Origin of the sequence: Neptuniibacter sp. PT8_73, from assembly GCF_047778045.1 — a bacterium.
Lineage (GTDB): Bacteria > Pseudomonadota > Gammaproteobacteria > Pseudomonadales > Balneatricaceae > Neptuniibacter.
In genome coordinates this window covers 3297902-3322683 of record NZ_CP180545.1, presented here as the reverse complement: position 1 = coordinate 3322683, position 24782 = coordinate 3297902, and the positions used below count along the sequence as shown (strand labels likewise).

At 41.5% G+C, this 24782-nt stretch carries 18 protein-coding genes and 4 tRNA genes; 14 read left to right on the top strand and 8 right to left on the bottom strand.

The window, feature by feature from the left end; all coding sequences use genetic code 11:
* Positions 1-14: 14 nt before the first annotated feature.
* The 4 genes from dptH to ACMXYN_RS15065 form a co-directional block, all read right to left on the bottom strand.
* Positions 15-7754: a DNA phosphorothioation-dependent restriction protein DptH gene (gene dptH / locus ACMXYN_RS15080; protein WP_415892545.1), complete on the bottom strand. Its 7740-nt coding sequence runs from the start codon at positions 7752-7754 to the stop codon at positions 15-17.
* Positions 7735-9054, bottom strand: coding sequence for a DNA phosphorothioation-dependent restriction protein DptG (gene dptG, locus ACMXYN_RS15075; RefSeq protein ID WP_415892544.1), 1320 nt, complete (start codon positions 9052-9054; stop codon positions 7735-7737). Before dptG ends, dptH begins: the two co-directional genes overlap by 20 nt.
* On the bottom strand, positions 9044-10663 hold the full coding sequence (gene dptF / locus ACMXYN_RS15070) for a DNA phosphorothioation-dependent restriction protein DptF (protein WP_415892543.1): 1620 nt from the start codon (positions 10661-10663) through the stop codon (positions 9044-9046). The genes dptG and dptF overlap by 11 nt, the downstream gene beginning before the upstream one ends.
* 201 nt (positions 10664-10864) lie before the next feature.
* A complete protein-coding gene (locus ACMXYN_RS15065) occupies positions 10865-11362 on the bottom strand; it encodes an opioid growth factor receptor-related protein (protein ID WP_415892542.1) in 498 nt (165 codons plus the stop codon).
* A gap of 256 nt (positions 11363-11618) precedes the next feature.
* Here ACMXYN_RS15065 and ACMXYN_RS15060 point away from each other — a divergent pair, with 256 nt between their 5' ends.
* The 4 genes from ACMXYN_RS15060 (at position 11619) to ACMXYN_RS15045 (ending at position 14195) form a co-directional block, all read left to right on the top strand.
* A complete protein-coding gene (locus tag ACMXYN_RS15060) occupies positions 11619-12041 on the top strand; it encodes a DUF2787 family protein (protein ID WP_415892541.1) in 423 nt (140 codons plus the stop codon).
* Complete coding sequence (locus ACMXYN_RS15055; protein WP_415892540.1) at positions 12034-12579, top strand: hypothetical protein; 546 nt, start codon at positions 12034-12036, stop codon at positions 12577-12579. The genes ACMXYN_RS15060 and ACMXYN_RS15055 overlap by 8 nt, the downstream gene beginning before the upstream one ends.
* Positions 12580-12654: 75 nt before the next feature.
* Positions 12655-13575, top strand: a complete 921-nt coding sequence (locus ACMXYN_RS15050; protein ID WP_415892539.1) for a tyrosine-type recombinase/integrase — start codon at positions 12655-12657, stop codon at positions 13573-13575.
* On the top strand, positions 13572-14195 hold the full coding sequence (locus tag ACMXYN_RS15045; RefSeq protein WP_415892538.1) for a hypothetical protein: 624 nt from the start codon (positions 13572-13574) through the stop codon (positions 14193-14195). Before ACMXYN_RS15050 ends, ACMXYN_RS15045 begins: the two co-directional genes overlap by 4 nt.
* A gap of 38 nt (positions 14196-14233) precedes the next feature.
* On the opposite strand, the gene ACMXYN_RS15040 is transcribed toward ACMXYN_RS15045, so the two are convergent.
* From ACMXYN_RS15040 to ACMXYN_RS15025, 4 genes are all read right to left on the bottom strand, one after another.
* On the bottom strand, positions 14234-15226 hold the full coding sequence (locus ACMXYN_RS15040) for a hypothetical protein (protein ID WP_415892537.1): 993 nt from the start codon (positions 15224-15226) through the stop codon (positions 14234-14236).
* A gap of 71 nt (positions 15227-15297) precedes the next feature.
* Entirely contained in the window at positions 15298-15867 is a 570-nt protein-coding gene (locus ACMXYN_RS15035) for a hypothetical protein (RefSeq protein WP_415892536.1), read from the bottom strand.
* A 69-nt stretch (positions 15868-15936) separates the two neighbouring features.
* On the bottom strand, positions 15937-16089 hold the full coding sequence (locus ACMXYN_RS15030) for a helix-turn-helix transcriptional regulator (protein ID WP_415892535.1): 153 nt from the start codon (positions 16087-16089) through the stop codon (positions 15937-15939).
* Positions 16090-16167: 78 nt separating this feature from the next.
* Entirely contained in the window at positions 16168-17328 is a 1161-nt protein-coding gene (locus ACMXYN_RS15025; RefSeq protein WP_415892534.1) for a hypothetical protein, read from the bottom strand.
* A 394-nt stretch (positions 17329-17722) separates the two neighbouring features.
* Here ACMXYN_RS15025 and pncC point away from each other — a divergent pair, with 394 nt between their 5' ends.
* The 10 genes from pncC to ACMXYN_RS14975 all read left to right on the top strand — a co-directional run bounded on the left by pncC (position 17723) and on the right by ACMXYN_RS14975 (position 24766).
* Entirely contained in the window at positions 17723-18199 is a 477-nt protein-coding gene (gene pncC, locus ACMXYN_RS15020) for a nicotinamide-nucleotide amidase (protein WP_415892533.1), read from the top strand.
* A gap of 106 nt (positions 18200-18305) precedes the next feature.
* A complete protein-coding gene (recA, locus tag ACMXYN_RS15015; RefSeq protein WP_415892532.1) occupies positions 18306-19349 on the top strand; it encodes a recombinase RecA in 1044 nt (347 codons plus the stop codon).
* Positions 19350-19417: 68 nt separating this feature from the next.
* Complete coding sequence (locus tag ACMXYN_RS15010; RefSeq protein ID WP_415892531.1) at positions 19418-19882, top strand: regulatory protein RecX; 465 nt, start codon at positions 19418-19420, stop codon at positions 19880-19882.
* Positions 19883-20175: 293 nt separating this feature from the next.
* The gene (alaS, locus tag ACMXYN_RS15005; RefSeq protein WP_415894505.1) at positions 20176-22731 is read left to right on the top strand and encodes an alanine--tRNA ligase; all 2556 of its coding nucleotides are present in this window, start codon (positions 20176-20178) and stop codon (positions 22729-22731) included.
* Between the two features lie 16 nt (positions 22732-22747).
* Complete coding sequence (locus tag ACMXYN_RS15000; protein WP_415892530.1) at positions 22748-23983, top strand: aspartate kinase; 1236 nt, start codon at positions 22748-22750, stop codon at positions 23981-23983.
* Between the two features lie 150 nt (positions 23984-24133).
* Positions 24134-24322, top strand: a complete 189-nt coding sequence (gene csrA / locus ACMXYN_RS14995; RefSeq protein WP_415882418.1) for a carbon storage regulator CsrA — start codon at positions 24134-24136, stop codon at positions 24320-24322.
* 61 nt (positions 24323-24383) lie between these two features.
* Positions 24384-24473: transfer RNA gene (locus ACMXYN_RS14990), tRNA-Ser, on the top strand.
* Positions 24474-24482: 9 nt separating this feature from the next.
* Positions 24483-24559: transfer RNA gene (locus tag ACMXYN_RS14985), tRNA-Arg, on the top strand.
* A gap of 31 nt (positions 24560-24590) precedes the next feature.
* A tRNA-Arg gene (locus ACMXYN_RS14980) sits at positions 24591-24667 on the top strand.
* Positions 24668-24689: 22 nt separating this feature from the next.
* Positions 24690-24766 (top strand) — tRNA-Arg (locus ACMXYN_RS14975).
* The last annotated feature ends 16 nt before the right edge of the window (positions 24767-24782 follow it).

Sequence of the window (24782 nt, the reverse complement as noted above, 5' to 3'; positions counted from 1 at the left end):
TTATTTATTCCAAACTAATTCCGGTCAGCTAGAGCTGCTACTCTAAGTGTTTTAGCACTTTGAACTAGATGGCCTGAATGGTTTTTATGTAACCCGACTGAGATACACTCACCTTTTTGAAGCTTGGCTAACTCTTCTAACCAAGCTTTTCTATTTGAGCCAGGAACTGCTTGTTCAAGTAACTTCGCATAGCTTTGTATTTCAGTCTCTGCGGGTGCAAAGAATAACTTATGTGAGGCCTGAAACAGCCTGTCTTGTTCTTCTTTTGCTAACATGCTCAAGGTTTGTGTTGCCAGAATGAGGGAAATGCCATATTTCCGCCCCTCTGTAAGCATTTTACCTAAAGGGCTTTCTAAGCGATGGTCAAGATTTTGAACTTCATCTAGAACAATTGGTAAAGGCTTATTTTTTTGACCGTAACTGCAAGCATATGCATAGAGATCCCATAACGTAAACTCAGTCGCAAGCTGCATTATATCCCTCGAAAGGGAAGCAAGCTGGACGATATTTACCTTTGATTCTGCATCATTGAAAATGCGTTTCCAGCCTTGAGAATTGGAATTGTCGAAGAGCTTCGACTTGACCATTGGAGATAGCTTATTGGCCAAGGCTTCCCCTGTTTTACCATCTTCACGTAAATCATCTAACATACATGAAAAATCATAATTAGCTCCATGCGCACTCACCCCTTCTTCAATGGTATTCATTAGGGTTGCTAATTGTTGTTCTCCAATGGACGAATAAACTTGATTGAAAACAGAAGCAATTCGCGCTGCAACAATATGATTTTGTTCTTCAAGGATCACGCCGCCAAAATCTTGCTTTTGTTTTCTGAAAGGCGATATCCCTAGCGGCTTTTGAGCTAAGAAATGTGATTGTGGATCAACCTCTGCGTTAAACTCACTTTCCAAATGGTTAGGTAAGAAGCCATTTGTATAATCAATAACAAGTGAATTACAGTGAGCTTTTGACATCTCCATTAGCAGCCCTTGAATACAATAGGTTTTGCCTTGGCCAGATCTACCAAAAACTATCAGATGTCTATTGGCTAGTTGTGTATTTCCATATTCCCAGTAGATGTCTTGAAATGTATCAAGCGCTTTTCCCAGAAGAACCCTTGAATTGTTGATATCAAAGTCTTGAGAGAGTTCACTTGTGTCTGGCTCTGGCTCTGGCTCTGGCTCTGGCTCTGGCTCTGGCTCTGGCTCTGGCTCTGGCTCTGGCTCTGGCTCTGGCTCTGGCTCTGGCTCTGGCTCTGGCTCTGGCTCTGGCTCTGGAGTTTCAGGCCTAATCGACACCTCATGCATTATTTTATCGTCTGAAGAAGGCTCTTTGTTGATATGCTCTCTGACTAAATTTTGATGGAAGCAGCGTTTAATAACGTGAGTGTGGGCGCAAACTAGAGTTTTTACTAGCTCTAGTGCATCGGAATTATTAGTGGTTTCATCAAGGGCTTGACGACAAATCTCAGCTAAACCTGCGACATTGATTGGCTCTTTAGATACTAAATTTTGGACGAAGTACAGATTTAATCCTGCGTCATGCCCATGAATTTTCAGAAGGGAAAGGTATAAATACTTATTCAACTCTAATGATAGTTGTCGATTTAAGTATGTTTGCAGGCTTTCTCCTTCTATGATCCTATGCTCATTGTCAATGAAAGCTTTCGCATGGTCCAATATTGCAACTATATCAAGACCTGAAAATGCATTATCTATATGTGCGTAATGTGTTTCATCAACTCGGACTATAGTTTCTTCTGTGAGCAGAGTATCTAGATAGAAAGCTGCATGACCAAGTGTTCCACTTCTGATTTTATCTGCGACAGTATGTTTATTCAGAGGTTGTAGTGATTCTTTGAATAACTCAGCAAGGACCGATTTTTGTGATGCAAGGTTAAAATTCCTATTCAAACTCACCGTGTCGGCATTAGATTTTCCGCTAAAGAAAATCCCTCTAGTTTCTCCATAGGTCCTTACAACATATCGTACTTCAAAGTAGTCCAGTGAAAATTTATGTTGATCGTATATATCCACAGACAAGTTTACAGAATCCCTATTTTCATAGGCATATTCCTGAAGCTTGCCTTTAACGACTTCTAATACATGCTGAATATCATCGCCGTGTAGATTTAAGTAACTCAAGTGGCGATATGACCCCCTGCCATTTTGGTAAATATGTTCCCTATCGCAGGCCATCATGATGGATGGTTCTAGTCGAAGAGTTGTTATTTCAGCGGTACAAATTGCCTTTTCTATAGCCCTATTCTGAATATTTGACCAAGTTTCTCCTAAGGGAAATTCAAGCAGAGTGTTGGCGATTGTTTCAACCTTAGGTAGCTTAAGTGGGTGAACTAAATCGTTGTCTATACTTAGGACACCTTCTTCTTTCCAGCAGAGCACCTGATTTTCAGCAACAGCAAGTTCGATATTCAAATTTTCATGTAAAAACCAAGTGAGATCTTCCAGTAGAGCAGGGGACTTGTGAAGTACCCAGAATTCGTGGAAAACGTCCTTTGATAAGTTGGGAGTGGTGATACTGCGGATTTCATTCTCTTCAAGGCCACAGCATAGCTCAAGGAACATATAAAATTGCTTATCCGCAAAAAACCTTTTCCGTAGGTGAGCGAATAACGGTTCTCTAAGTTCACTGAGGTTTGCCTGAGTGACTGCTTTAATGACGTTTTGAGAAACTGTTAAGTTTGATAAAAAGTTTTGTTTTGCCTTTTTCTCAATCTGCCTGATTCGTTCTCTAGTAATGTCATAATCTTGTGCAATACCTTCCAAGGTACAGTTTTCACAACCTATGCCAAGTCTTCGAGTAAAGACTTCCTTTTCCCGTTCTTTAGCATCGGCTAAATATGCATCTAAGCTGTCGCTCAACTCGAGTTCTAGATCAGGTAAAGAAATATCAAAATCTTCTATAAGATACTTAGCTTTTGCGGCGCTCGAGATTGAGAATTTTCCGCTATTTAGTAGCTCCCTTAACTTCTCAAATTTTTCTAGCTTACTGCGCCCAAAGCCATTCAATTTCAAAAGCTCATGTCCATGTAGAGATATGATATGAGCAACTGTTACTTCTTCACCAAATGATCTGAAAATTACGTTAGTTAGGGCTTTGAATTCTTGTGAGATATTTATGTCTTTCAGAAAAACTACATGCTCACCTTTATCCTGAGGTTTGTTTGGGAGTGCTTGGCCTGATGAGCCCATAGTCGGTAGGTTTTCAGATTCTAGTAGTTCCCTGAGTTTATCAAATTGTTCAAGTTTCCCTCGGCCAAAGCCATTGATTTTCAAAAGCTCTGGTTCGCGGAGAGTAATTACTTCCGCAACAGTTATATCTTCTTCATATGACCTGAGTATCACATTGGATAGAGCTACGAACTCTTGAGGTAAATATAGATCTTTCAGGAAAACGGTGTTCTCATCTTCACTGTTAGGCATGCTTGGATGCTCGTGAACACTATGATTTCCAGAGTTTGTCAGCCAATCTTTTAACCTATAGAAACTGAGTAAAGCAAGCTCGTCATCTCCAATCAGACCTTTAATATCGCGTTCGGTTAAAGCTAGTAAATCATCCGGAGAAACAGGGTGGTTAAGCTTGGCGGTAAGTAAGTAGATGAAATCGGCGAATTCCTCTGGGTAGTCAAATAGAGTTGCCCCATCATCTGTTGGTTCTGTTGGTTCTGTTGGTTCTGTTGGTTCTGTTGGTTCTGTTGGTTCTGTTGGTTCTGTTGGTTCTGTTGGTTCTTGGGGTGGGACGACATCTTGTTCAGCTATTGGGGGAGTCTCTTCGTTAAGGGCCGTATTTACTTTAATAGGACTTGTTGCTTCGGAAGCAAGGTCATTAGCTTTTTCACTTTCTAATGAAGAGCTCGGTTTATCTTCAAGTACCGATGCAGTGCTTTTTGTCTGGGTTAGTATGTAAGGTGCTAGTTCTGGCCTCTCAGTCGTATTGGTTAGCTTACTTGAAAGCGTTTCAAGGTCCTGTGTCTGCAGGGCTTTCATTAGACCAAAAGGAATTTCTAGGGTTAAAACATTTGTTGCGGCATCGATGTCGACCGTGAGGCGCGAGGTTTCCTTGCTGTTGTTAAAGGCAATAACAATAGCAGATACATAATTATCGATTGAGTGGATATCATAGGTGCCTTGTTGATATAACTCTCTGTTTTCTGAAATTTCCTTAAAATAGTCACTAGGGAATATTTTATATAATTTGAAACGCTCAATCTGCGACATAACGTGTTGAATGAACAGAGATCTATAAACTTGACCTTTGAAAGTATCAGCGGCTAACAGCTTGACCATGTGATTAGATAGTTCGTAGGCCTGCTTAATAGCTTTTGTAAAGTCGTTGCCTTTCTCTCTGGTTTTCACTTCAAGGGGCAATAAGTAGATTGCTTGACCTTTTAATCCCACAAACAGTAGGTCATCACTCATCACACCAGACTTTTTATTCTGTAGGCGAACCGAGAAATCAGACTCTTTAATTTTTAAGCCAACATTACCGGTAACTCGTATTAACTCCGCAATAGATAATGGAACCCAAGTGATGTCACTGTGTAAGAAAAAGCTGGCTAAGAATTTATAGGCAGCGACTATACCTTCTTTTTCTTTTAACTGTTTCTCGTTGAACTTTGACTGAGGTTTGCCAGCAGCCTTAATTATATCTAGGAGCCACTGACCACTGATTGCGTTGAATGAGCTTATTAACTCATTAGTGCTATCATTTAAGAGCCCTTTATAAAGTGAAATCCTTGAAGATACAGTGATTGCATCATATGCCACGGAGTTTGTGTATTGATCGGAGTAGTGCACTAAAACTGTGTTTTTATCGTCGAAGAAATCTAAAGTTACTTTTGGATCAATAACACAAGTCCATATACTAGTGTCATAAGACGCTGTCAGTTGGTCTTTGAAGCTGTCCTTTACGGCTAATACAGGTACTACACCTTCAATGTAAGATGAGGATGGGTCCTTCATAGGTTTGAGAAGTGAATTGTATTTCTCAGCGATAGCAACCAGGTGATTGCTATCTTCTATGCCATTTAAGCCGAAACCTGTGTAGTAGTTGTTGTTTTCGAGATAAGATGCTTCACCGGAGATTAGTCCCTGACATGAAATACCTGACTTGGCATTCCTAACTTGTTTTTCCTTGATTTCAACCTTTTCATTATTCTTAAAGAAAGCAATATGGGAATACTTTAGCTTTGAAGATCCAGTTGATTTGCTATAGGTTAACTTCTCACGAAGAATTGCCAAAAGCTCATCTGTAACGTCCGACTTTTCCTTTTCTGAATTTCGAACTAAATCTCTTTGTCTATCTAGATCACTTGCCTCAGCAAAAAAGTCAAAATAAGTTTCGTATAAGCTGTCATCATATAAATTTACGTGTATATGCTTCGCTTTTTGTTTCTGCTTCCTGTAGTAGTCAACGATGCCCTTAAAGATGAATTGGTTTGTCTGATTGTGTATCGAGTTTATAATCAGAGGAGAATCGTAGTTGTCCCGGAACAACATTTCGAAACAACTTGTAAAATCGTTGATTTTTTCATGGACTAGTTTACTTACGAAGCTGATATTACTTTTCTTCTGAGGAGTGATCTTTAACCACAGCTTGTTTTGAGAATGAGGGGTGGTAAAGGCGTAATCATAAATTGGATCATAAATGATAGGCAGCAGGCCCGATGGTGTCAGCTTATCTAAAGTAGTTGCTGGTAGTTCTGCTATTCCACCATCATTTGATTTTAAAACTAGCTGATATGCATATGCTAGGCAAAGAGGATGGTATGGTGTTAACCAGTCTGTGGGATGCTGTTCTTTCTCAAAGCTTCCATGAAAAACGCCGAATTTAAGTAAATTTCTATATCTAGCGTTAAGTGATCCTTCAGGAATTATTCCCAATTCTTCACGAATAAGATCAAGTAGAGAGCTGACAATTCTTTGAAGTTCTATAGGCCAGCTTGTAAGTGATAGTATTGTTTCGTTATTTTTAAGCCATTCATAAAGATTTCTATAAGCAAGGGCAACTGAAGGGAAATCAGTTGATATTGATTCTATGGATAGCCCTGACCCTGTTGATTCGTCATAGTAAAGGTATTCTTGATCAAGCAGTAGATGCTCAATTCGACAGATTCCCTTGGCATTGACAGATAACTCCTTTTCCTTGCCTGCGACGATAACCCGCTGTGTGTCGCTGTTGTACTTAGCATTCCCTTCAATAGTTTGGATTTGCTTTGCCCTATTGGTATCCAAGACACCAGGCAGTTTTACAGCATCTAAAGAGACTTTGCCTGTGACACGGACAGGTAAATTGTTTCCATGATGTTCAAGAGTGATTTCTGACGAAATTTCTTTCTCGAGATACGGGCCAAAGTTGATGGATCCAAATTCAGTCAGTTTTACACTAGTTGTCGTGTGCTCAACTAGGCACTCGGAGCTAATTTCAGGGCGAAGCTGTATTGGGGCCGTAACATTTTCAATTAAGACGAGTCCTCTGTTACGTTTAAACTCAATACTGAGTTTTTCAAAAACTCTATGTAGGTTAAATGAGGAATTGTTGATCAAGAGAAAGTTAAACTGGAAGTTTTCAGAACTACTTGGTCGGTTTAACTTAATTTGAAACGTCTTTGGGGAACCGTCAAAATTAATTTGAGTGGCAATGATGCTCTGGTGCTCGTGATTACTAACTCTAAGCCCTGTGTGGTGTTCCTGATAATCACCAACAATTTTTACTTGATCTGATCTTAAGAGAGGGTCCCCTTTGTTGAGTCGTATTTTGAGGTCTAATAAGCCAGGTTCTTCCTCGATGAGAACAGAAATTTTCTTGTACTTGGCTCCTGAGCTCCCTTCACGTTTGTATGTGGTGTGGTTGTTCCCATTTACCTCTATGGAGCTCAAGTCAATTTTTCGGTCTTTGTTTTTGAGTAGTTCTTGCTCTACAGAGCTATAGTCAAGAGACTTCCATGTGTCTTGGTTCTTTCCTGTAAAGTTGTCACGAATGAATTTTTCACCAAGGCCGAGAGTTTCAAGCCGCTCGACAAGTTCTGGCTCATTATCTGAGAATTTAGATACATGGCTGCTGATTTGAGCATATAGTGTGGAGTTTGGTTTTACATCGCCAAGAATTTCTCTTTTACTTTCTACATCAAACAATCTTTTGTCTTGGAATAGCCCCTGTCTCTGAAAATCGACGGTTTTTTCTATGATAGATTCATATAAAGAAGAGCAGCCAAATACACTTAAATTTTGTGCCAATACGTCAACAAGCTGCTTATCACTTAACACTTCTATCAGGGTGGGGTAAGGGTGCTCCTTTGTGTAAGGAGTTAACTGATTATGTACATATTCAGGAGTATATACTTGTCCAGGAGAGCTTAAACTTTGGCAACTAGTGAGAATAGTATCTAAGGAGCTGTTGTGTATAACGAATAATACAGCACGTTCAATATCATTAAGGGCATCTCTAACATTGGCAATGAAGTCTTCATTGTATGTGTCTCTAGCCTCTTCACCATTTAGGTGGAGCATTACCAATAATTTGAATTTATTATCAGTCTCTACATATTGAACAGGGACATCATCGATGCGTAGCTCTTTAAAACCATCATTGTAAGCGTTGAAGGCGTTATACAGCCTCTTCGACTGCTCAGGATTAGAACAGACATAATGAAACTTATTCTCGTTTTCCGTGTTGGTATCAATATATTCACATAACAGAGATACTAGGAACTGTTCAAATGGTACTTTTGACATAAACTGCATCTCCGCTATCGCTTAGCTTTTCAATGTTTCCAATATTTTCGTAGATTTTAAGAAGAGATCTTTTTGTTTTTAAATCAAAATAAATCCCTCTTTTTCTAAAGCCCTCAATTACATCGTCAATCAGTAATTTTTTTTCTTTCCCGATTATGAGGTTGGTTATTAGCAATGCAGTTTTTGTACTTAATTGAAAGTACCAGCCCCCAGCAGACTTTCTATCTGACTTGAAATTCTTTGCAAAGACATCTTTGAATGTGGTGACTATTTTGTCATTTGCATCAGATCTGGTTGATGTTTTACTGGATTTCTTGAACAGCTGTTTATGATAATAGAGACCATCATTGATGGATTCTTCTATGCTAGCTCGCCGTCCATTGAAATCAATTTCGAACTTAGAACAAATGAGCTCATTCAGCTCATTGATATTATCGATGTATTGAGATGGGATGTTGGAGTTTGTTAACTGCCAGATCGGCAACTCAGAAAGTAATTCTAAATACCCCAAATGTGAAAATACGTCTAACCCTAGACCGTTATGGTTAGCTAATATGCTTTTATAACCTTTAATATTACACTCATGCCTTTCTTTACTCGCTTTCTCTGTCTCAAGGATAAAGAAAACTTCTCGGCTCTGAGGCTGTGTAAACCTTGAATTTATAGAACCTAGGTGTACAGATAGCTGGGTTAGATATAAGAATGTGTAAAGTTCAATAAAGTGGGAGAAATCTTCTGATAACCAATTTGCATTTGAGGATAGCAGCTTTATATCATTTTTAAACAAGTCAGCCATAAATGGTAGATAAGAGTGATCTGTAATCTGGCCTGAGTTTTCATTGCAGCGATTCTTTATACAGTTGTTAATAAGTTCTTCTACAAAGTTAACGCCTGAAAAATCTATGCTGGCAGGCTCCATACCGGACAACATCGAACCAAATATTGAAATTGCGGTTTTGGTTCTAGCTTTAGGTTTATCATTGCAAATTAGCTGAAGGTAAGGAGAAAATAGCGATAAAGAGGCCTCGTTAAGATACACTTCATCTACTAGATTCTTAAGTTCTCGAGTCTTACGCTGCGATGACATATCGTCAAGAATAGACTCAAACAACTGGTCAGTAGTTTCTATTGCCAGCTCTAAACCAAGAACTTTTTCATAGATACTTTTATACACCAAAGGCCAGTTTAAATTTTGATCTTTAGGGACGTCCGGGCCTATTGGTAAATACCTAGAGGCATTGTTGCTATAACTTTTCTTGTTTTTAAAGAGTTCTATAGAACTTTGTATGTTATTTAACACTGCAAGCTCCTTTTAGAGTATATCCTCGATTTCCTTTTCTTGCTTCAGCATAAAAAATGTCTAATTCATCTTTCTTATATACTTTGACCTCTTCTGACTTGGAGGACGCTAATATAATGTCACGGATGAATTCATCTAGTTTTGCATATGAGTTAAGGAGATTTCTATTTGGAAGAAAACCACTTTTTATTCTTTCAACTAGCGAAAGTAAATTTATATCTAAATCTAGAGAAATCGTGTTTTTATCATTTATTATGAACGGTAAAGTAAGAAACTCAGGGTTTACGGATTTTGAATTTTCAATTTCTTCAATATCCAAGTAAATTTCTAGCTTGTTACAGACGAAAAAGCCATCAAGATCCCTGCATATAATGTAGCCGTTGAGATCAATCGGTGCAGATCGATTGATATATTTTATTACAGAAGGCAAAAAACTATCGTCTATTATTTCCGATAATATGTCTTCATTACTTTCACTGATTAAGTCTAGTTTGAAAATTCTATGAAGCGATAAATACTTGCTTTGAATAGAATTACAGTGAATCCTGGATAGTAAGCTTGCAGGAAATTTTTCTGCTATGGAATCTGAAACTATGCTCGCTAGCCTTATTAGGCCGTAGTTAGAAAGATTTATCCCGGAAATAGTATTTAGGTAATATGAACAATCAATAGTTTCTTGATTTAATGATTTTGTAGCTTTGGATAATAAAAAATCATCTAGATATCTGCTTCTTTTCTTGATTGGGTCATGGGAACAAATTTTCAATGAAATATCATTGTCGAGATTGGAAAATAAATTTCCAATTAGACCGTCACTATTATCTGTCGTAATTAGTTTGTAGATAAAATCAACAAAAGTTCGTGGGACCAGGAATTGCTCATCGTATAGCCTGATTGAACCGACCAGATTCACTATGCCCTTTTTAATTCTATCGTCGCTTAGCAGTTTGAAGTTTTGAGCATGTGAATGGCCTAGAGATTCATCTTTTATGTAAGCTTCCCAGAAAGGGTTGCCGTTTTCTGGGGCCGTTAGTTTATCTAAGAATTTTTTGATAAATGCTGAAGATATCTCTTCATTTTCAAAACTTACCCTTGGATAACTTTCAAAATCATAAAATGAAGCCTTTCCCGTCTTAAATCCCTTGATGTGTCTGTTTTGTAGAAACTTTTCCAGGTGATCTTTAATGTTCTGGTGTTTCTCTGAACCAAATTTGATGAATTTTTGCATCATCCCAATGTTGATTCCTACCGCTAGTGTAAAACCGGAGGAATTGTATTCATCAAATAAATTATCTAAGCAGTCAATCGCTGAACCATGTTGCGTTTTGCTATGTGTAGCATCGAGATGAAATTTTATATGGCTGAAATTTGGATCTTTGCATGCTTTGGTTAGAATTTCAGACTTACCGTCACCTGAACTACCGCACAGAAATAACAAATCTCCTTCTTGTGAGTTTTCTAGACCTGCATTGAACTCCGTGTCTATGTCAGACGTTACATACAGATAGTCTTTCGAGCGCTGCTGCTGGTCCGGAACACCAGTTCTTAGAGTGGAGACTGAATACGGTGAAGATTTTGATAGAACTGATAGAGCCTTCCTTAGGTGCATGTGATATCCATTTATAAGGTAGTAGAGCCAATTTCCCGACCCAACCTTACGTTTCTAGATACCATAGAAATTTTGATGTAGAAGAGTCGTTTCCCTAGCTATCAGATTAACATGCTTTTTATGTGGTTAGGAACTATCTACTTGTTTGATAAGGGGTATGAGCAATGCAAGTTACACGTTAATGGTTATTAACGTGGCTTTTTATTTTGGAATAGCTGTTGCCCAATAACGGAGGCTCTCTTCTGATACTTGTCCCATGCTTTGACCGATAGCGATCACCGCGTGCTGGAATGCTTTAGCTTGCTCTAGATTTGAACACAGTGCCAAACTTTGAATGATGCGGGATATTCTCAGGTGATTGTGCCCACCTCGTTTCAGCCAGATGTGCTGTCGCATATTTAAGCTTGGTTGAGCAATTATTTGGTCTTCATGTTCCTCTAACCCAAAGAAATCTAGCATTACGCGGTATGACTGTAGTTGTTGTTTAAGCTGAATGTTTGATTTGAACGCCTCCATGTCCCCAAATGTAAGGTAGGGAGCGAAGCTGTTCCTTTTGTGGGTTTTATCTATTGGGAATAGCCACTGAACATAGTCATGTGTGTGTTCCAGCCAGAAATGATCTAGCTGCCAAAGATCACTGATGTACCGGCCTTTATGATCAGGTGCTTCTCCAAGCATAAATTCTACAATTCTCGACATGAATCTTATTCCTCAGTTACCGCATCATGGTATCTGAGGCTGCTCTTTTCCTCACCTCATTAGGAGTAATCCTCGTAGGAAAAGCTGGAATTTGATATAATGATAATAAGAATCATTAGCTTTTATTGATGATTCTTTCGACCAACTTAGTGCAGTGTCCAAGTTAATACACTGCTCCTTCCTTTAATAAATTCATCTGTGTGAACTCTGTCCGGTATAGCCGGAGGCATTCGCACGCCTATAAAAAGGTATCGATATGATTATCAAAAGAGAAACAACCGCATTCGAGCTTGGCAGCAAGCTTGTAGAGCTCTTGCATGATGAGCTACTGAAGTCAGATAAACCGTGTGTAGGTCCGGTGATCTTGAACTTTCGAGATCCATCATATTCAGCGGAAACTGGAGGCTATCGACCAGTAGAAATCAGTATTGATCAGAGTGGTGAGGTTCAGTACATCACCGAGTTTACTTACTTCGGTATTCAGCCGTTCGCTGAACTTGGTAAGTCTTCAGATTTCGATTTTTCAGAACGTAGATTCCAGAATGAATATCACGCTTATCCAATCACTGAACACGGTGTAGAGAGCTATTACAGACTGTGGGAACAGAACTTCTGTAGTTACACAGAGATGGGGGTGTTTGACGTGAAGATCTCGGTAGAGGAGAGCAGCTATGTGTGAAGTGAATCCTCTAACACAAGGTGAGCTGGATGAGTATTGCGGTCAGTATGCTCTGATTAACGCACTCAGATATTTGAGGCCTAAGCTGAGCGAAGAGGAACAGCGCTCACTATTTGCGGAGTGCTTGGCAAGTGTGACTGAATTCCGTAAAGGAAAGCGTAGTGCTCGTGTCACCTATGGTCTGGCAGGTGAAGAATTAGAAACTCTAATGAATATGGTGTTCCCTGAATACAGCATCGGCTTTCGGGCGCTCGTTGACGATACTAATGTGCCTTGTTGGACTATATTCACCTACTGGCGGGCAATCTCAAACTTCTTCGAGCGAGCAGATGATCGAGGTGTGGTCATTACGCGCCTGAAAGGTATGAGCAACCACTGGACAGTAATCTGCAGTATTAATAATGAAGAGATAACGCTGTTTGATTCCACCTACCTAGAAAAACTGGAGCGATCTGACTGTTGTATCTCTGAAGAAGATGGTGAGCATTACTACCAGCTCAGCGTCTACGAAACCTACCTCGTTTACCTCCGCGACTAATAACTCAATCTAACGCAATTTTTACAGGTACTTAGTGTGCCTTGGCCCACTAATGCCTGTTGTAAGGGGAATATTATGAATGCAAAAGAAATATCAGCAGTGAACTGCTATTTGATGGCATTAGCACCGTCAGGTCGACGTTCTATGAAAAGCCAGCTAACGCAAGTGGCTCAGTTGCTCGGTGAAGAAAGTATTGATGAAATTGACTGGCATAAGCTGGAGTATCAACAGCTGGTCTTCATTCGGTCCAAGCTTCAGGAAGAAGAAAAATCTGTTAACACGATTAACACAACGATGGCTGCTATCCGTGGTGTAGTGAGAACCGCGTTCAAAATGGAGTTGGTTTCTGCAGAACATCTAGCACGTATCTGCCAACTGGAAAGTGTCCGTGGTACAGCTAAGAAAGGTGGTATTGCGCTCAGCCTGGAAGAAAGCCGGAAGCTAGTTAGAAAAGCAGCTGATGCTGAGGGGCCGAAAGGTGTCAAAGATTCTGCGGTATTGATGCTGATGATAACTACGGGCCTTCGTCGTTCAGAGGTTGTTGCGCTTAACCTCGATAGCTTTGACTTTGATCGGCGCCGCGTATCGATCAAGGGTAAGGGCGGTAAGGTCAGGTACCATGACATCAGCGGCGTAACGTTAAAACGACTTAAACGCTGGGCCATTGAGCGGGGTGATACTGATCCTTCATCACCATTCTTTACCAAGGTGCTCAAGCAAGGTGTGTCGGATAAGCGGATTACCGTTAACTCAGTCTACAGGCTGGTGAAGAAACAGGGAGAATCAATTGGCATTAAGGGCTTGAGGCCACACGATCTGAGGCGGACCTATATCTCTCTGTTATTAGAGCAGGGAAATGATCTCAGTCTGGTATCTAAGGCTGCAGGGCACGCTAATGTTAATACCACCACGCGTTATGACAAGCGGCATGTGAATGCTCAGACAGAGGCTATGAGAACACTAACAGACAGCTTAGGCAAGGGATTAGGACTGTGATTGATACCTGCGATTTCCTTAACGCTATGGACAAGATAGATACTGGCTTTCGAGAACTGATGGACCTACTGAAAGAACATGATTTCCCAGAGGTGAGCAACGGTGTGCGTCATTATTATGTTGAGGATGGAAAGCTGCCGTTTCATGAAGCTCAGCAGTTCGATCGCCCTGATGAGTTTCTGCAGGCTCTGTTGGACATGTTGAAGGTACAATTTGAGCCTTGGCCGATCGGAACTTTCTTCCTCAATAGTAACGTTATGGCCTATCTGGCTGGCACTATCGAACAGCGAAGTTTTAGCTTCAATTATGCGTCTATTACCAGCGAATCAAAGGCAGGTTTCACAGGATTCTGGCTGACCGTAGTAGAGCCTTATTTGAATAAGCTGGATATACCGTTTAGCGATGGTCAGTTCTTTGTTGTGGTCACAGTGGGATCGTGTAATTACACGTTAAGCCTAGTTGAAGAGGTGGATAGTGTTCTTGGATCCGGTATTAGTCTGGCGTCTGCCGTGAAGGCTGTAGTAGGTGCTGGAAACGAGGCTCAGAACATAGTCTGTGGTTATGCGCTAGAGGAGGGGCTTGATAGCAGCATGAGAGTATCTGTGTGGAGTATTTTGTAGTTTGAGTTGAGGGCTAGATAGCCCTCCATTTTTTGTTTTTACCGAGGTGGTTTCAATAGCCTGCGTTTTATTTTTCGGCATAGCTTAGGCCAGTCATCCACTAGGTGATCAAAGTTAATCTGAGCGTAGATTATCTTGTCTATAAGTTCCCTTCTTTTCTTGCGTGTTTTGCTACTTTTATAGCGCTTAATTACTTTTTGTAGACCGTGGATTGAAACAGCATCAATGAAATTTTGTTCATCAGCGTTCAATTTGTCGGGTACGGTATCTAGTAACGCTACATTCAAAGTGCTCAGTAGGGCAGGTATTGCCTTGAGCTGCTTTTGAGAAGTTTTTTGCCGTAGTTTTAGTTCAATACGGGTTTTTTCATCATGGCTAAAGTCAAAATCTTCGAGAGTTTTCCGGCCTGGCGTAGTGTCCACTATTTGTACGTATTTGTTATAGATAGAAATTTGTTTCCTGCTACCTTTGGCGCCGAAGCTGAGTGTTTCAAATGCATTTCCTGAACCATATATTTTAAATTTGGTGGTGCCTAGTGCTTCTGCAATTATCTGGTTTATGTTGATATCCAGAAGATCGATACATAGGTCTACACGGCTGTAATGGCCGTATTTCATATATGATAAATGCTCGCCGTTAAATAGCTCCATCATGATGCTATGCATATCGTACCAATCATCTTTAGTCATTTTGGATGGGTTGAAATCCAAATAGCTGAAAGACTTTGTTTTCTTACTTCTTGGTTTAAGGCATATCGTGATACAGGCACCACTTCCATTGGGTAATGTCATGCGGAAACAGTGTTTGTAGCGCTTCCATAGATCTGGCCGGTCTACTGCTTTGGTTAGAAGCTTACTTTTGAGCATATATTTGGAGGTTTTTAAGATGACAGTTTCCTTATCATCAGGAATAGGAAAGCAATAGCTTAGGCCATCAATACCTAGCTTGGTCTGTGCAGGGGATAGGCATGGAATACTGTCATTGCACTCTATTAGAGTCTTAATGTTTTCGATTTTTTTGAAGGAATTCATGTTTTGATAATCTCATTTTCTATGTAGGATGCATGTGGCAAGTCGCCAATTGTCGACTTACCACTTGTCGCTTATTTGTTTGCTAGGGCATCAATCGCTAGGTGCAGAAGCTCAGCAAGATCATTGCCTTCAGCTTTTTTGATAACCTTTTTTAAAGCACTCTTATCTTCAAGCAGTTTTTGTGTTTCACGTCGCTTTTGAAGCTCTTGGAATGATTGCTTTATGTCATCGGCGGTAGGTTTTTTCTTTTTCTTCGTCGCGTTCTTCCATATCCAACGAAGCTCTTTGTCAGAGCAGGTCTTGAACTTAATGGAGCGTAACGAGCTTTCAGAAACAGTCCCAAACTTCAAACTGTTTGCTTTTTCGAAACGCGCGGTGTTGAGCTCGCGGAAAACTGTTGAACGGTTCAAGAATGGTATGTACACCTTACAAAATTGGTTGAAAGTGTCGCTAACTTTATTCCAGTGTTTCTCCTCGTGAATCTCGTAAATAGTGATACGAAATTGTTCGCGTGTAGAATGTAAGGTTGCTATACCGGAAACTAGGCGGTCATCTAGATCTTTATATAGCTTGTCATTACGAAGCTCTTTTTTAAGCTTCGAGAGGTTTGTCGGAAGTTGTGCTCTTAGCGTTGCAATCATTGGTTTCTCTCGATTTGTGTTAGTTAAAGTTAAGCGTGGCTTGTTCGAGTTCCATTCGAGGAAGGTTCTCTACCCATTGTTGAATTTCTTCCGCGTGCCAACGGATGTTTCTGCCTTTTTTAGAGGCAATGGAAATTCTCCTGCCTTTAGATATCTTCTGATGGAAGATTCGCTAAAACCGATTTGGTGGGAAACTTGGTTTAGTGTCAGTAGCTTTGACATAGCTGCTCCGTTTCATGTCTGTCTGAATATGGAGCGAATGATATGAATGAGAGAAAGCTTTTGGAATGAAATGGTGGCTCAATATGCGGGCAAGTAATTTCTAAGTTTTTTGTTTATGTTTCTAAGCTCCCATAAGACAACATGTTCATCATGAAGATCTGGTTCAAATAAAATATCGTGTTTGTGCTGGGAGGAGTCCAGTCCAAAAACATTGATGGCCATCCTGTGGTAAGTTGCTGTTTCAAAATCGCTTCGGGTTATGAAAGGGCGGGATCGTTTGGGAGGCTTGTTTGATGCGTGTGAAGGTCGTGCAATAGAAATAATTGCTTTAAGTTTCCGGCCTTCCATGATGCCGTGTTTTTCTTTGAGGTAATCGGCAATAATCTCTCTGCTTGGGTATTTTCTTGTTGTGAAAATTTCAGAGTGGGACCAGAACTCATAATAAACATCTATGGTTGCTTGAATGGGTTTTGGTAGTTTTGAGAAATCTACGGTGTATAGGTTTCTATTGAACCCTTTATTAAGGGTCGCTTGGGAGGTTTTCTTGATGCCTGTGTATGCTTCAAAGCACAGTGCGTTGAGTCTTGTGATTAAGCTGAGTTGGATAACAGTGCTAAGGCCTGGATTTAATTTGAAAAACTGAATAAGGCTTTCTTCACTAGGCTGCTCTTTAGTTTGTCTGTCATAGAAAAAAGCAAAATACAGAACGCAGGCTTGGTATATCTTACTTGGCAATAGATTATGGTGGCAGATGGATTTGATGTAGCTCTCTTTGTTCTGTTGAGGAGTCGCAGGAATTGCGAGGTTGTATAGATGTTCTTTCTTAATTATTAATTCACTAACCAAGATCTCAGTAGGTGTCTCTAATATGAAAGAGTTATCGATATTGCTGGGATCTTGGAATTGAAAAATAGTACATGGTTGCTCTGGGTGGTTAATCAGTTGTGATAGGTCTCTCGGGTGAACCAAGCTGTAGCCCGTTTCAATACGTTGATTCCCGCCGTCGATGTCGAAGTGTGTATTTGGATAACCATTGGCGTTGGTTGAGTAATCTTGAGTGGCCTCCATGTACTCGACATTAATACCTCTTATTGAGTAGGCATGGTCTGATTTGTCTACCCAGATTTGAAGATTGTTGTTTCTGCCTGCATGTAAAATATCTTTGACTGATATTTCTAGCTTCTCGGCGCAGGTCGAAATAGATTCAAAAAATAATGCGGGTATTGTAGGCCTCTTCATATTATTACTTCATTTGCATGTGATGCCGGATGAAGCAATTTGGAATAGTTATCTTAAGTCGTCAAGTGGAGCTGCTGCTAATGGTTATTAATGGGTAGGGAATGATTTAGAAGCTGTTTGCATGAGTTGTGGCGCCATTTTCTTTCATGGGGCTTCATAAGAATTCGCGGATAAGTGTAGCCTAAAATGTAGCTTTTATTGCTTGGTCTTATTAGGTTGTTGATTTCTATGTGTTTAGTACTGTTGCATCATTGGGGTGTGGGTAGTCGCTGCTTGTTTGGTCATAGAGATATTAATTACTAAATGATGAAATAAAGAGTTGTTACGCAAACTTAACTTGAGGCATTGTACGGTAAATAAAGCGGCTTAAATAGTTTGAATAGGGTGGATCAGTATGCAATTACCGCTGACGGATATCGCTGAAAAATTACAGGCAAATAATTTGTTTATCGCAACAGCTGAATCATGTACTGGTGGTTGGGTTGCTCAGGAGATAACGGCAATCCCTGGTAGTTCCGCTTGGTTTGATTGTGGCTTTGTTACATACAGTAATATGTCTAAGCAAAAGATGCTTGGAGTATCAAAAGATACGTTAGAGCAATATGGAGCAGTGTCGGCTGAAGTGGTTACTCAAATGGCTATGGGTGCTCTCGAAAATAGTGATGCGCATATATCAGTTGCGACCAGTGGTATTGCTGGGCCGGCTGGTGGAAGTAAAGACAAGCCGGTAGGTACTGTATGGTTTGCGTGGGCAGAGCAAGGTAAATCAGTTAGAACAAAAAAATACTGTTTTGAAGGTGACCGTGAATCAGTTCGAAAACAAGCAGTTAGCGTGGCGTTAGAAGGGATTTTGCAGAACTTATCTGATTGAGGGTTGCAATCCGGAAAACTTGTGAAATAATACTGTCCATACATACAGTGTTTTGCGCGGTAATTAAGATGCGCACAATATGAATTTAGAGAAAGTAGGGTCGAAGATGGACGCAAATCGCAAAAAAGCATTAGACGCAGCGTTAGGTCAAATTGAAAGGCAGTTTGGTAAAGGCGCAGTGATGCGTATGGGGGATCAGCCTCGTGAAGCGATTCCATCTGTTTCTACTGGCTCCCTTGGTCTAGATATCGCACTTGGCATAGGCGGATTGCCGTATGGCCGTATCGTTGAAATTTATGGTCCTGAATCATCTGGTAAAACAACCCTGACATTACAGGTTGTAGCGGAAGCTCAGAAGCAGGGTAAAACCTGTGCCTTCGTTGATGCTGAGCATGCGCTAGATCCTATTTATGCAGAGAAGCTAGGCGTTGATGTAGATAGCCTGCTGGTTTCACAGCCAGATACAGGTGAACAAGCGCTAGAAATTACAGATATGCTAGTTCGCTCTAACGCAGTTGATGTAATTATCGTCGATTCTGTAGCTGCTTTGACTCCGAAAGCAGAGATTGAAGGTGATATGGGTGATTCTCATGTTGGTCTTCAGGCTCGTTTGATGTCTCAAGCGCTACGTAAGTTGACGGGTAATGTTAAGAGCTCCAACTGCTTATTAGTATTCATTAACCAAATTCGTATGAAGATTGGGGTTATGTTTGGTAACCCTGAGACGACTACAGGTGGTAATGCGCTTAAATTCTACTCATCTGTTCGTTTGGATATTCGCCGTACCGGTGCTGTTAAGAAGGGTGATGAGGTCGTTGGTAACGAGACGCGTGTGAAGGTTGTTAAGAACAAGGTTTCACCGCCGTTCCGTCAGGCTGAGTTCCAGATTATGTATGGTGAAGGTATCTACCATATGGGCGAAGTTATCGACCTAGGTGTTAAAGAAGGTTTGGTTGATAAGTCGGGTGCTTGGTATGCCTACAATGGCGATAAGATTGGTCAGGGTAAGGCTAATGCATCTAAGTTCTTGGAAGAAAATCCTGAGATTGCGAATGAAATCGAGACAGAACTACGTAATCGCTTGCTTTCAACTCCGACACCTAATGAAGGGGACGCCGAAGACAAAACTGAAAGCCTTGATCTGATTTAAGGCGCTAAGCTAGCACAGGAAAACCTCCGTCTATAGATGGAGGTTTTTTCGTTTAAAGAGGGTTGGTTATGGATGAGAATCCTAATAAAGAAGCATGGAGCAAGGCAATTCAGTTACTGTCACGGCGGGAATATTCTTATAAAGAATTAAGCCAGAAGCTCGCTCGTAGTGTCGAGGGGGCGGATCTAGATAGCGTATTACAAAGTCTAGAGGAGGAAGGCTACCTATCAGATCAGCGCTTTTGTGAAAGCTTTGTACGCATGAGAGTGGGGCAAGGTCATGGTCTTATAAGAATACGATTTGATTTAAAACAGAAAGGTATAGCTTCGGAATTGCTTGCTAGTTGCTTAGAGGATTTAGATATAGATTGGTTTGTCCAAGCTGAGGAGCTTTATCGGCGTAAATATAGAGAGCCTCTAGCTGGAAAAGACTTTAAAGAGCGCAGTAAGCGCATGCGCTTTATGAGTCAACGTGGATTTTCCATAGATGAGATTCAGTTTGCTATAGAGCAAGTCGCGAACGATGAATATTGAGATGTTATCGTTATATATTTCAAAGGGTTAGGTTTTTCTTTGCCTGAAGTTAAGCAGGTTTTTTCTTCGCAATACAGATAATCGCTACCTATCTTAATCTGAAATCAAACAGATTATTCTTTGTCTATTTAGTACGAATAGGCCCATTTCTGAAAAAGATTCGAACAATTTTCGCTCACGATATATAATGTCGCGCCCATAATTTGTGGTGATTTTGCGCTGTTGGTAGGCAAGTGAGGCTTGCTGATGGCTTTACCAGAATGGATACGCATACGGTTCATCTAATGAAATATATGACAAGTGCCGAGATTCGTCAGGCTTTTCTAGATTACTTTAACCAGCAAGGACATGAGGTTGTAGCAAGTAGCTCCCTTATTCCTGCTAATGATCCTACCCTGATGTTTACAAATGCGGGGATGGTACAGTTCAAAGATGTGTTCTTGGGCACTGATAAGCGCAATTACACACGAGCGACAAGCTCCCAGCGGTGCGTACGTGCTGGTGGTAAGCACAATGACCTTGAAAACGTAGGTTATACAGCGCGTCACCATACTTTCTTTGAAATGCTTGGGAACTTTAGTTTCGGCGATTATTTCAAGAAAGATGCAATCAACTTTGCTTGGACATTTCTGACTGAAACGCTAGGCCTTCCAAAAGAGCGCCTATGGGTGACAGTTCACCATTCTGATGAAGAAGCTGAGCGTATCTGGAAAGAGGAAGTTGGCGTAGATCCAGAGCGTTTCTCCAAATTGGATGAAGATAACTTCTGGTCAATGGGTGATACAGGGCCATGTGGTCCATGTACTGAAATCTTCTTCGATCATGGTGCTGATGTATGGGGTGGCCCTCCAGGTAGTCCTGAAGAAGATGGTGATCGCTACATCGAAATCTGGAACGTTGTATTTATGCAATACAACCGTAGTGCTGATGGTGAAATGACACCACTTCCAAAACCATCTGTTGATACAGGTATGGGCCTAGAACGTATCGCTGCGGTTATGCAGAACGTTCACTCTAACTACGAAATTGATATGTTCCAGAATCTGTTGAAAGCCACTGCTGCGGCTGTTGGTACAACAGATATGGATAATAAATCGCTACGTGTAATTGCAGACCATATCCGTTCTTGTTCCTTCCTTATTGTTGATGGTGTGCTGCCATCAAACGAAGGCGCAGGCTATGTTTTACGTCGTATTATTCGTCGAGCTGTACGTCACGGTAACAAGCTAGGCGCTAAAGGTGCGTTCTTTAATCAGCTGGTAGCCGCGTTGGTGGCAGAGATGGGCGAAGCTTATCCTGAACTAGCTGAGAAGCAGGCTCAGGTTGAACGTGTTCTTCTAAAAGAGGAAGAACAGTTTGCGAAGACGCTTGATCACGGTATGCGTTTGCTGCAGGAAGCGATTGATAATCTGGATGGCACTGTTATTCCAGGTGAAACAGTATTTAAGCTATATGATACTTACGGTTTCCCGCATGACCTAACAGCTGATGTTGCTCGTGAACATGAGCTCACAATTGACGAAGAAGGCTTTGAGCGTGAAATGGAAGCTCAGAGAGAGCGTGCTCGTGCGGCAGGCAAATTCTCAGTTGATTACAACGATGCTATCAAACTGGACGGTGAAACTAACTTTACCGGTTATGAAAACCTGGCTGGCGAAGCATCTTCAGTGGTTGCCTTATTTAAAGAAGGTGAGCCTGTAGATGAGCTTAAAGCAGGTGAAACAGGTTTGGTGGTTCTTGATGAAACACCTTTCTATGCTGAATCCGGTGGCCAGGTAGGTGATACAGGTGTATTAGCTGCTGTTAACGGTTCCTTTGCGGTTAATAACTGTACGAAAGAGGGTAAAAACAACCTGCATCACGGTGCTGTTGAAAATGGTTCTGTGAAAGTGGGTGATAAGGTTGCTCCTCAAGTTGATTCCGAACGCCGTCAGGCGATCGCGCTGAACCACTCTGCAACTCACTTATTGCACGAAGCGCTTCGTGTTGTTCTGGGTGAGCATGTACAACAGAAAGGTTCATTGAATGATGATCAGCGTCTGCGTTTTGACTTCTCTCATTTTGAAGCGGTAAGCGCTGAGCAGATCGCTGAAGTTGAGAAGATGGTTAACGATCAGATCCGTCTGAACACAGAAGTCGTAACAGAAATCATGGAAATTGAAGCTGCCAAAGAGAAAGGTGCAGCAGCTCTATTTGGTGAGAAATACGACGATGTAGTGCGTGTACTTTCGATGGGTGATGATTTCTCTATCGAGCTTTGTGGTGGTACTCACGCTAAGCGTACAGGTGACATTGGTCTTCTGAAAGTTACTTCTGAAGGTGGTGTGGCCGCCGGTATCAGACGTGTTGAAGCAGTTACTGGTCCTGTAGCGCTGGATTATTTTGCTGACCAAAAAGCGCAATTTGAACAGAAACTTCAAGACCAGCAAGCGAAAAATCGTCAGCTTGAAAAAGAGCTTGAGCAGATGAAAGCTAAGCTGGCTGCTGCTAAGGGTGCTGATCTAATCAGTAACGCAGTGGAAATTTCTGGCGTTAAAGTGCTAGCTGCTCAGTTAGAGGGTGTAGAGCCTAAAGCCTTGCGGGATACCATCGATCAGTTGAAAAACAAACTGGGTAGCGGTGTTGTTGTATTGGCAACAGTGTCTGATGACAAGATTGCTTTGGCTGCAGGTGTGACTAAAGATCTCACTGGTCAGGTTCGCGCTGGCGATTTGATTAAAGAGCTTACGGCTAAGCTAGGCGGAAAAGGCGGTGGTCGTCCTGACTTTGCTCAGGGTGGTGGTACCGATCAAGCGGCTCTGCCTGCTACACTGGAGTCTGTAACAGCTCTAGTCGAGGCTGCTCTATAACGATTTAGGTGCATGCATGGCGCTTTTTGTTCAAAAATATGGTGGTACCTCTGTCGGGACTGTTGAGCGTATAGAAGCAGTCGCCGATAAGGTTCAGGGTTTTAAGCAGCAAGGGCATGATGTTGTTGTTGCTGTATCTGCTATGAGTGGTGAGACGAACCGTCTCATTGCCTTAGCTAAAGATATACAGTCAAAACCTAATGCTCGTGAAATGGACGTATTGGTCTCCACTGGTGAGCAAGTCACCATTGCTTTGCTCTGTATGGCATTGGAAAAGCGCGGTGTGCCTGCTCGTTCCTATACGGGTAGTCAGGTCAAAATTCTTACGGATAACTCGCATACTAAGGCTAGGATTCAAGATATAGAGGTCTCCTCTATTAAATCTGATCTAGAGGCTGGGCGAGTAGTGGTTGTGGCAGGCTTTCAGGGCGTTGATCCTGACGGCAATATTACCACGCTTGGTCGCGGTGGATCTGATACGACGGGTGTTGCCTTGGCTGCAGCACTTAAAGCTGATGAGTGTCAAATCTATACTGATGTAGATGGTGTATATACTACCGATCCGCGCGTTGTATCGAGTGCTAAGCGTCTAGAGCAAATTACATTTGAAGAGATGCTCGAGATGGCGAGTCTTGGATCTAAAGTATTGCAGATCCGTGCCGTTGAGTTTGCAGGAAAATATAAAGTGCCGTTGCGGGTTCTTTCTAGCTTTGAGGAAGGGCCGGGGACTCTAATTACCGTTGAGGGTGATTCAGCCGTGGAAAAACCAGTTATTTCAGGTATCGCGTTTAATCGCGATGAAGCTAAGTTGACCGTAATGGGTGTGCCTGATGTTCCTGGGGTTGCATCAAAAATATTAGGGCCGATTAGTCAGGCAAATATTGAAGTTGACGTTATCGTGCAGAATGTTGCCGCTGATAATACAACGGACTTTACCTTTACAGTTCACCGTAACGATTATGATGCGGCTAAAGCGGTGCTTGAAAAGGTGTCTGCTGAGCTGGGTGCTCGTGAAGTAGTTGGTGATAATCAGATTGCAAAGGTCTCTATTGTAGGTGTGGGTATGCGATCCCATGCTGGCGTAGCGAGTAAAATGTTTGATGCCTTAGCAGCTGAAAATATTAATATTCAAATGATTTCTACATCTGAGATTAAGGTCTCAGTTGTTATAGCTGAAAAGTATTTGGAGCTAGCGGTGCGCTCTTTGCACACTGCTTTTGATATGGATGTTGATGATTCGGTTAGTGAATAATCGATCATAATGGTTAATAGAAAAAGCTGGTCTATAGTTAGGTTAGCTGTTGTTGTATAGGCAGCGTTCTGGCAGGGATTTGGATGAATGCCAGTATGTGGTCTACCGTTTAGGTAGATTGGCCTGGGAAGTACTAAGGAGATTCTACACATGTTAATTCTTACTCGCCGTGTTGGCGAAACTCTTATGGTTGGTGACGATGTCACTGTTACTGTGCTTGGTGTTAAAGGCAATCAGGTACGTATTGGTGTTAATGCACCTAAAGATGTATCCGTGCATCGAGAAGAGATCTATCAGCGCATTCAGCGTGAAAAGGCCGAAGAAGGAAATAAAGCGTAATTTTTTTAAAACTTTGCTTTTCTTTTGATAATCACTTGGTTATAGTACGCGCCGTTGTTTAGGTGAGCTGGCCGAGTGGCTGAAGGCGCGCCCCTGCTAAGGGCGTATAGGAGAAATCCTATCGAGGGTTCGAATCCCTCGCTCACCGCCATTTTGATGTGCGCCCGTAGCTCAGCTGGATAGAGTACCTGGCTACGAACCAGGCGGTCAGAGGTTCGAATCCTCTCGGGCGCGCCACTCAAAAAAACAACGGTTTATTTTCTTGGATGCGCCCGTAGCTCAGCTGGATAGAGTACCTGGCTACGAACCAGGCGGTCAGAGGTTCGAATCCTCTCGGGCGCGCCACTCCAAAGAAAATTTCAGATATGCGCCCGTAGCTCAGCTGGATAGAGTACCTGGCTACGAACCAGGCGGTCAGAGGTTCGAATCCTCTCGGGCGCGCCATCTGTAACTCTACCTT

What these genes read in the sequence shown, in the direction of transcription:
- alaS (WP_415894505.1), top strand. Translation starts at nt 20,176, where the DNA reads ATGACAAGTGCCGAGATTCGTCAGGCTTTTCTAGATTACTTTAACCAG.
- ACMXYN_RS15025 (WP_415892534.1), bottom strand. Translation starts at nt 17,328, where the DNA reads ATGAAGAGGCCTACAATACCCGCATTATTTTTTGAATCTATTTCGACC.
- ACMXYN_RS15050 (WP_415892539.1), top strand. Translation starts at nt 12,655, where the DNA reads ATGAATGCAAAAGAAATATCAGCAGTGAACTGCTATTTGATGGCATTA.
- ACMXYN_RS15065 (WP_415892542.1), bottom strand. Translation starts at nt 11,362, where the DNA reads ATGTCGAGAATTGTAGAATTTATGCTTGGAGAAGCACCTGATCATAAA.
- pncC (WP_415892533.1), top strand. Translation starts at nt 17,723, where the DNA reads ATGCAATTACCGCTGACGGATATCGCTGAAAAATTACAGGCAAATAAT.
- ACMXYN_RS15030 (WP_415892535.1), bottom strand. Translation starts at nt 16,089, where the DNA reads ATGTCAAAGCTACTGACACTAAACCAAGTTTCCCACCAAATCGGTTTT.
- csrA (WP_415882418.1), top strand. Translation starts at nt 24,134, where the DNA reads ATGTTAATTCTTACTCGCCGTGTTGGCGAAACTCTTATGGTTGGTGAC.
- ACMXYN_RS15060 (WP_415892541.1), top strand. Translation starts at nt 11,619, where the DNA reads ATGATTATCAAAAGAGAAACAACCGCATTCGAGCTTGGCAGCAAGCTT.
- ACMXYN_RS15035 (WP_415892536.1), bottom strand. Translation starts at nt 15,867, where the DNA reads ATGATTGCAACGCTAAGAGCACAACTTCCGACAAACCTCTCGAAGCTT.
- ACMXYN_RS15010 (WP_415892531.1), top strand. Translation starts at nt 19,418, where the DNA reads ATGGATGAGAATCCTAATAAAGAAGCATGGAGCAAGGCAATTCAGTTA.
- ACMXYN_RS15000 (WP_415892530.1), top strand. Translation starts at nt 22,748, where the DNA reads ATGGCGCTTTTTGTTCAAAAATATGGTGGTACCTCTGTCGGGACTGTT.
- ACMXYN_RS15040 (WP_415892537.1), bottom strand. Translation starts at nt 15,226, where the DNA reads ATGAATTCCTTCAAAAAAATCGAAAACATTAAGACTCTAATAGAGTGC.
- recA (WP_415892532.1), top strand. Translation starts at nt 18,306, where the DNA reads ATGGACGCAAATCGCAAAAAAGCATTAGACGCAGCGTTAGGTCAAATT.
- ACMXYN_RS15055 (WP_415892540.1), top strand. Translation starts at nt 12,034, where the DNA reads ATGTGTGAAGTGAATCCTCTAACACAAGGTGAGCTGGATGAGTATTGC.
- dptF (WP_415892543.1), bottom strand. Translation starts at nt 10,663, where the DNA reads ATGCACCTAAGGAAGGCTCTATCAGTTCTATCAAAATCTTCACCGTAT.
- dptH (WP_415892545.1), bottom strand. Translation starts at nt 7,754, where the DNA reads ATGTCAAAAGTACCATTTGAACAGTTCCTAGTATCTCTGTTATGTGAA.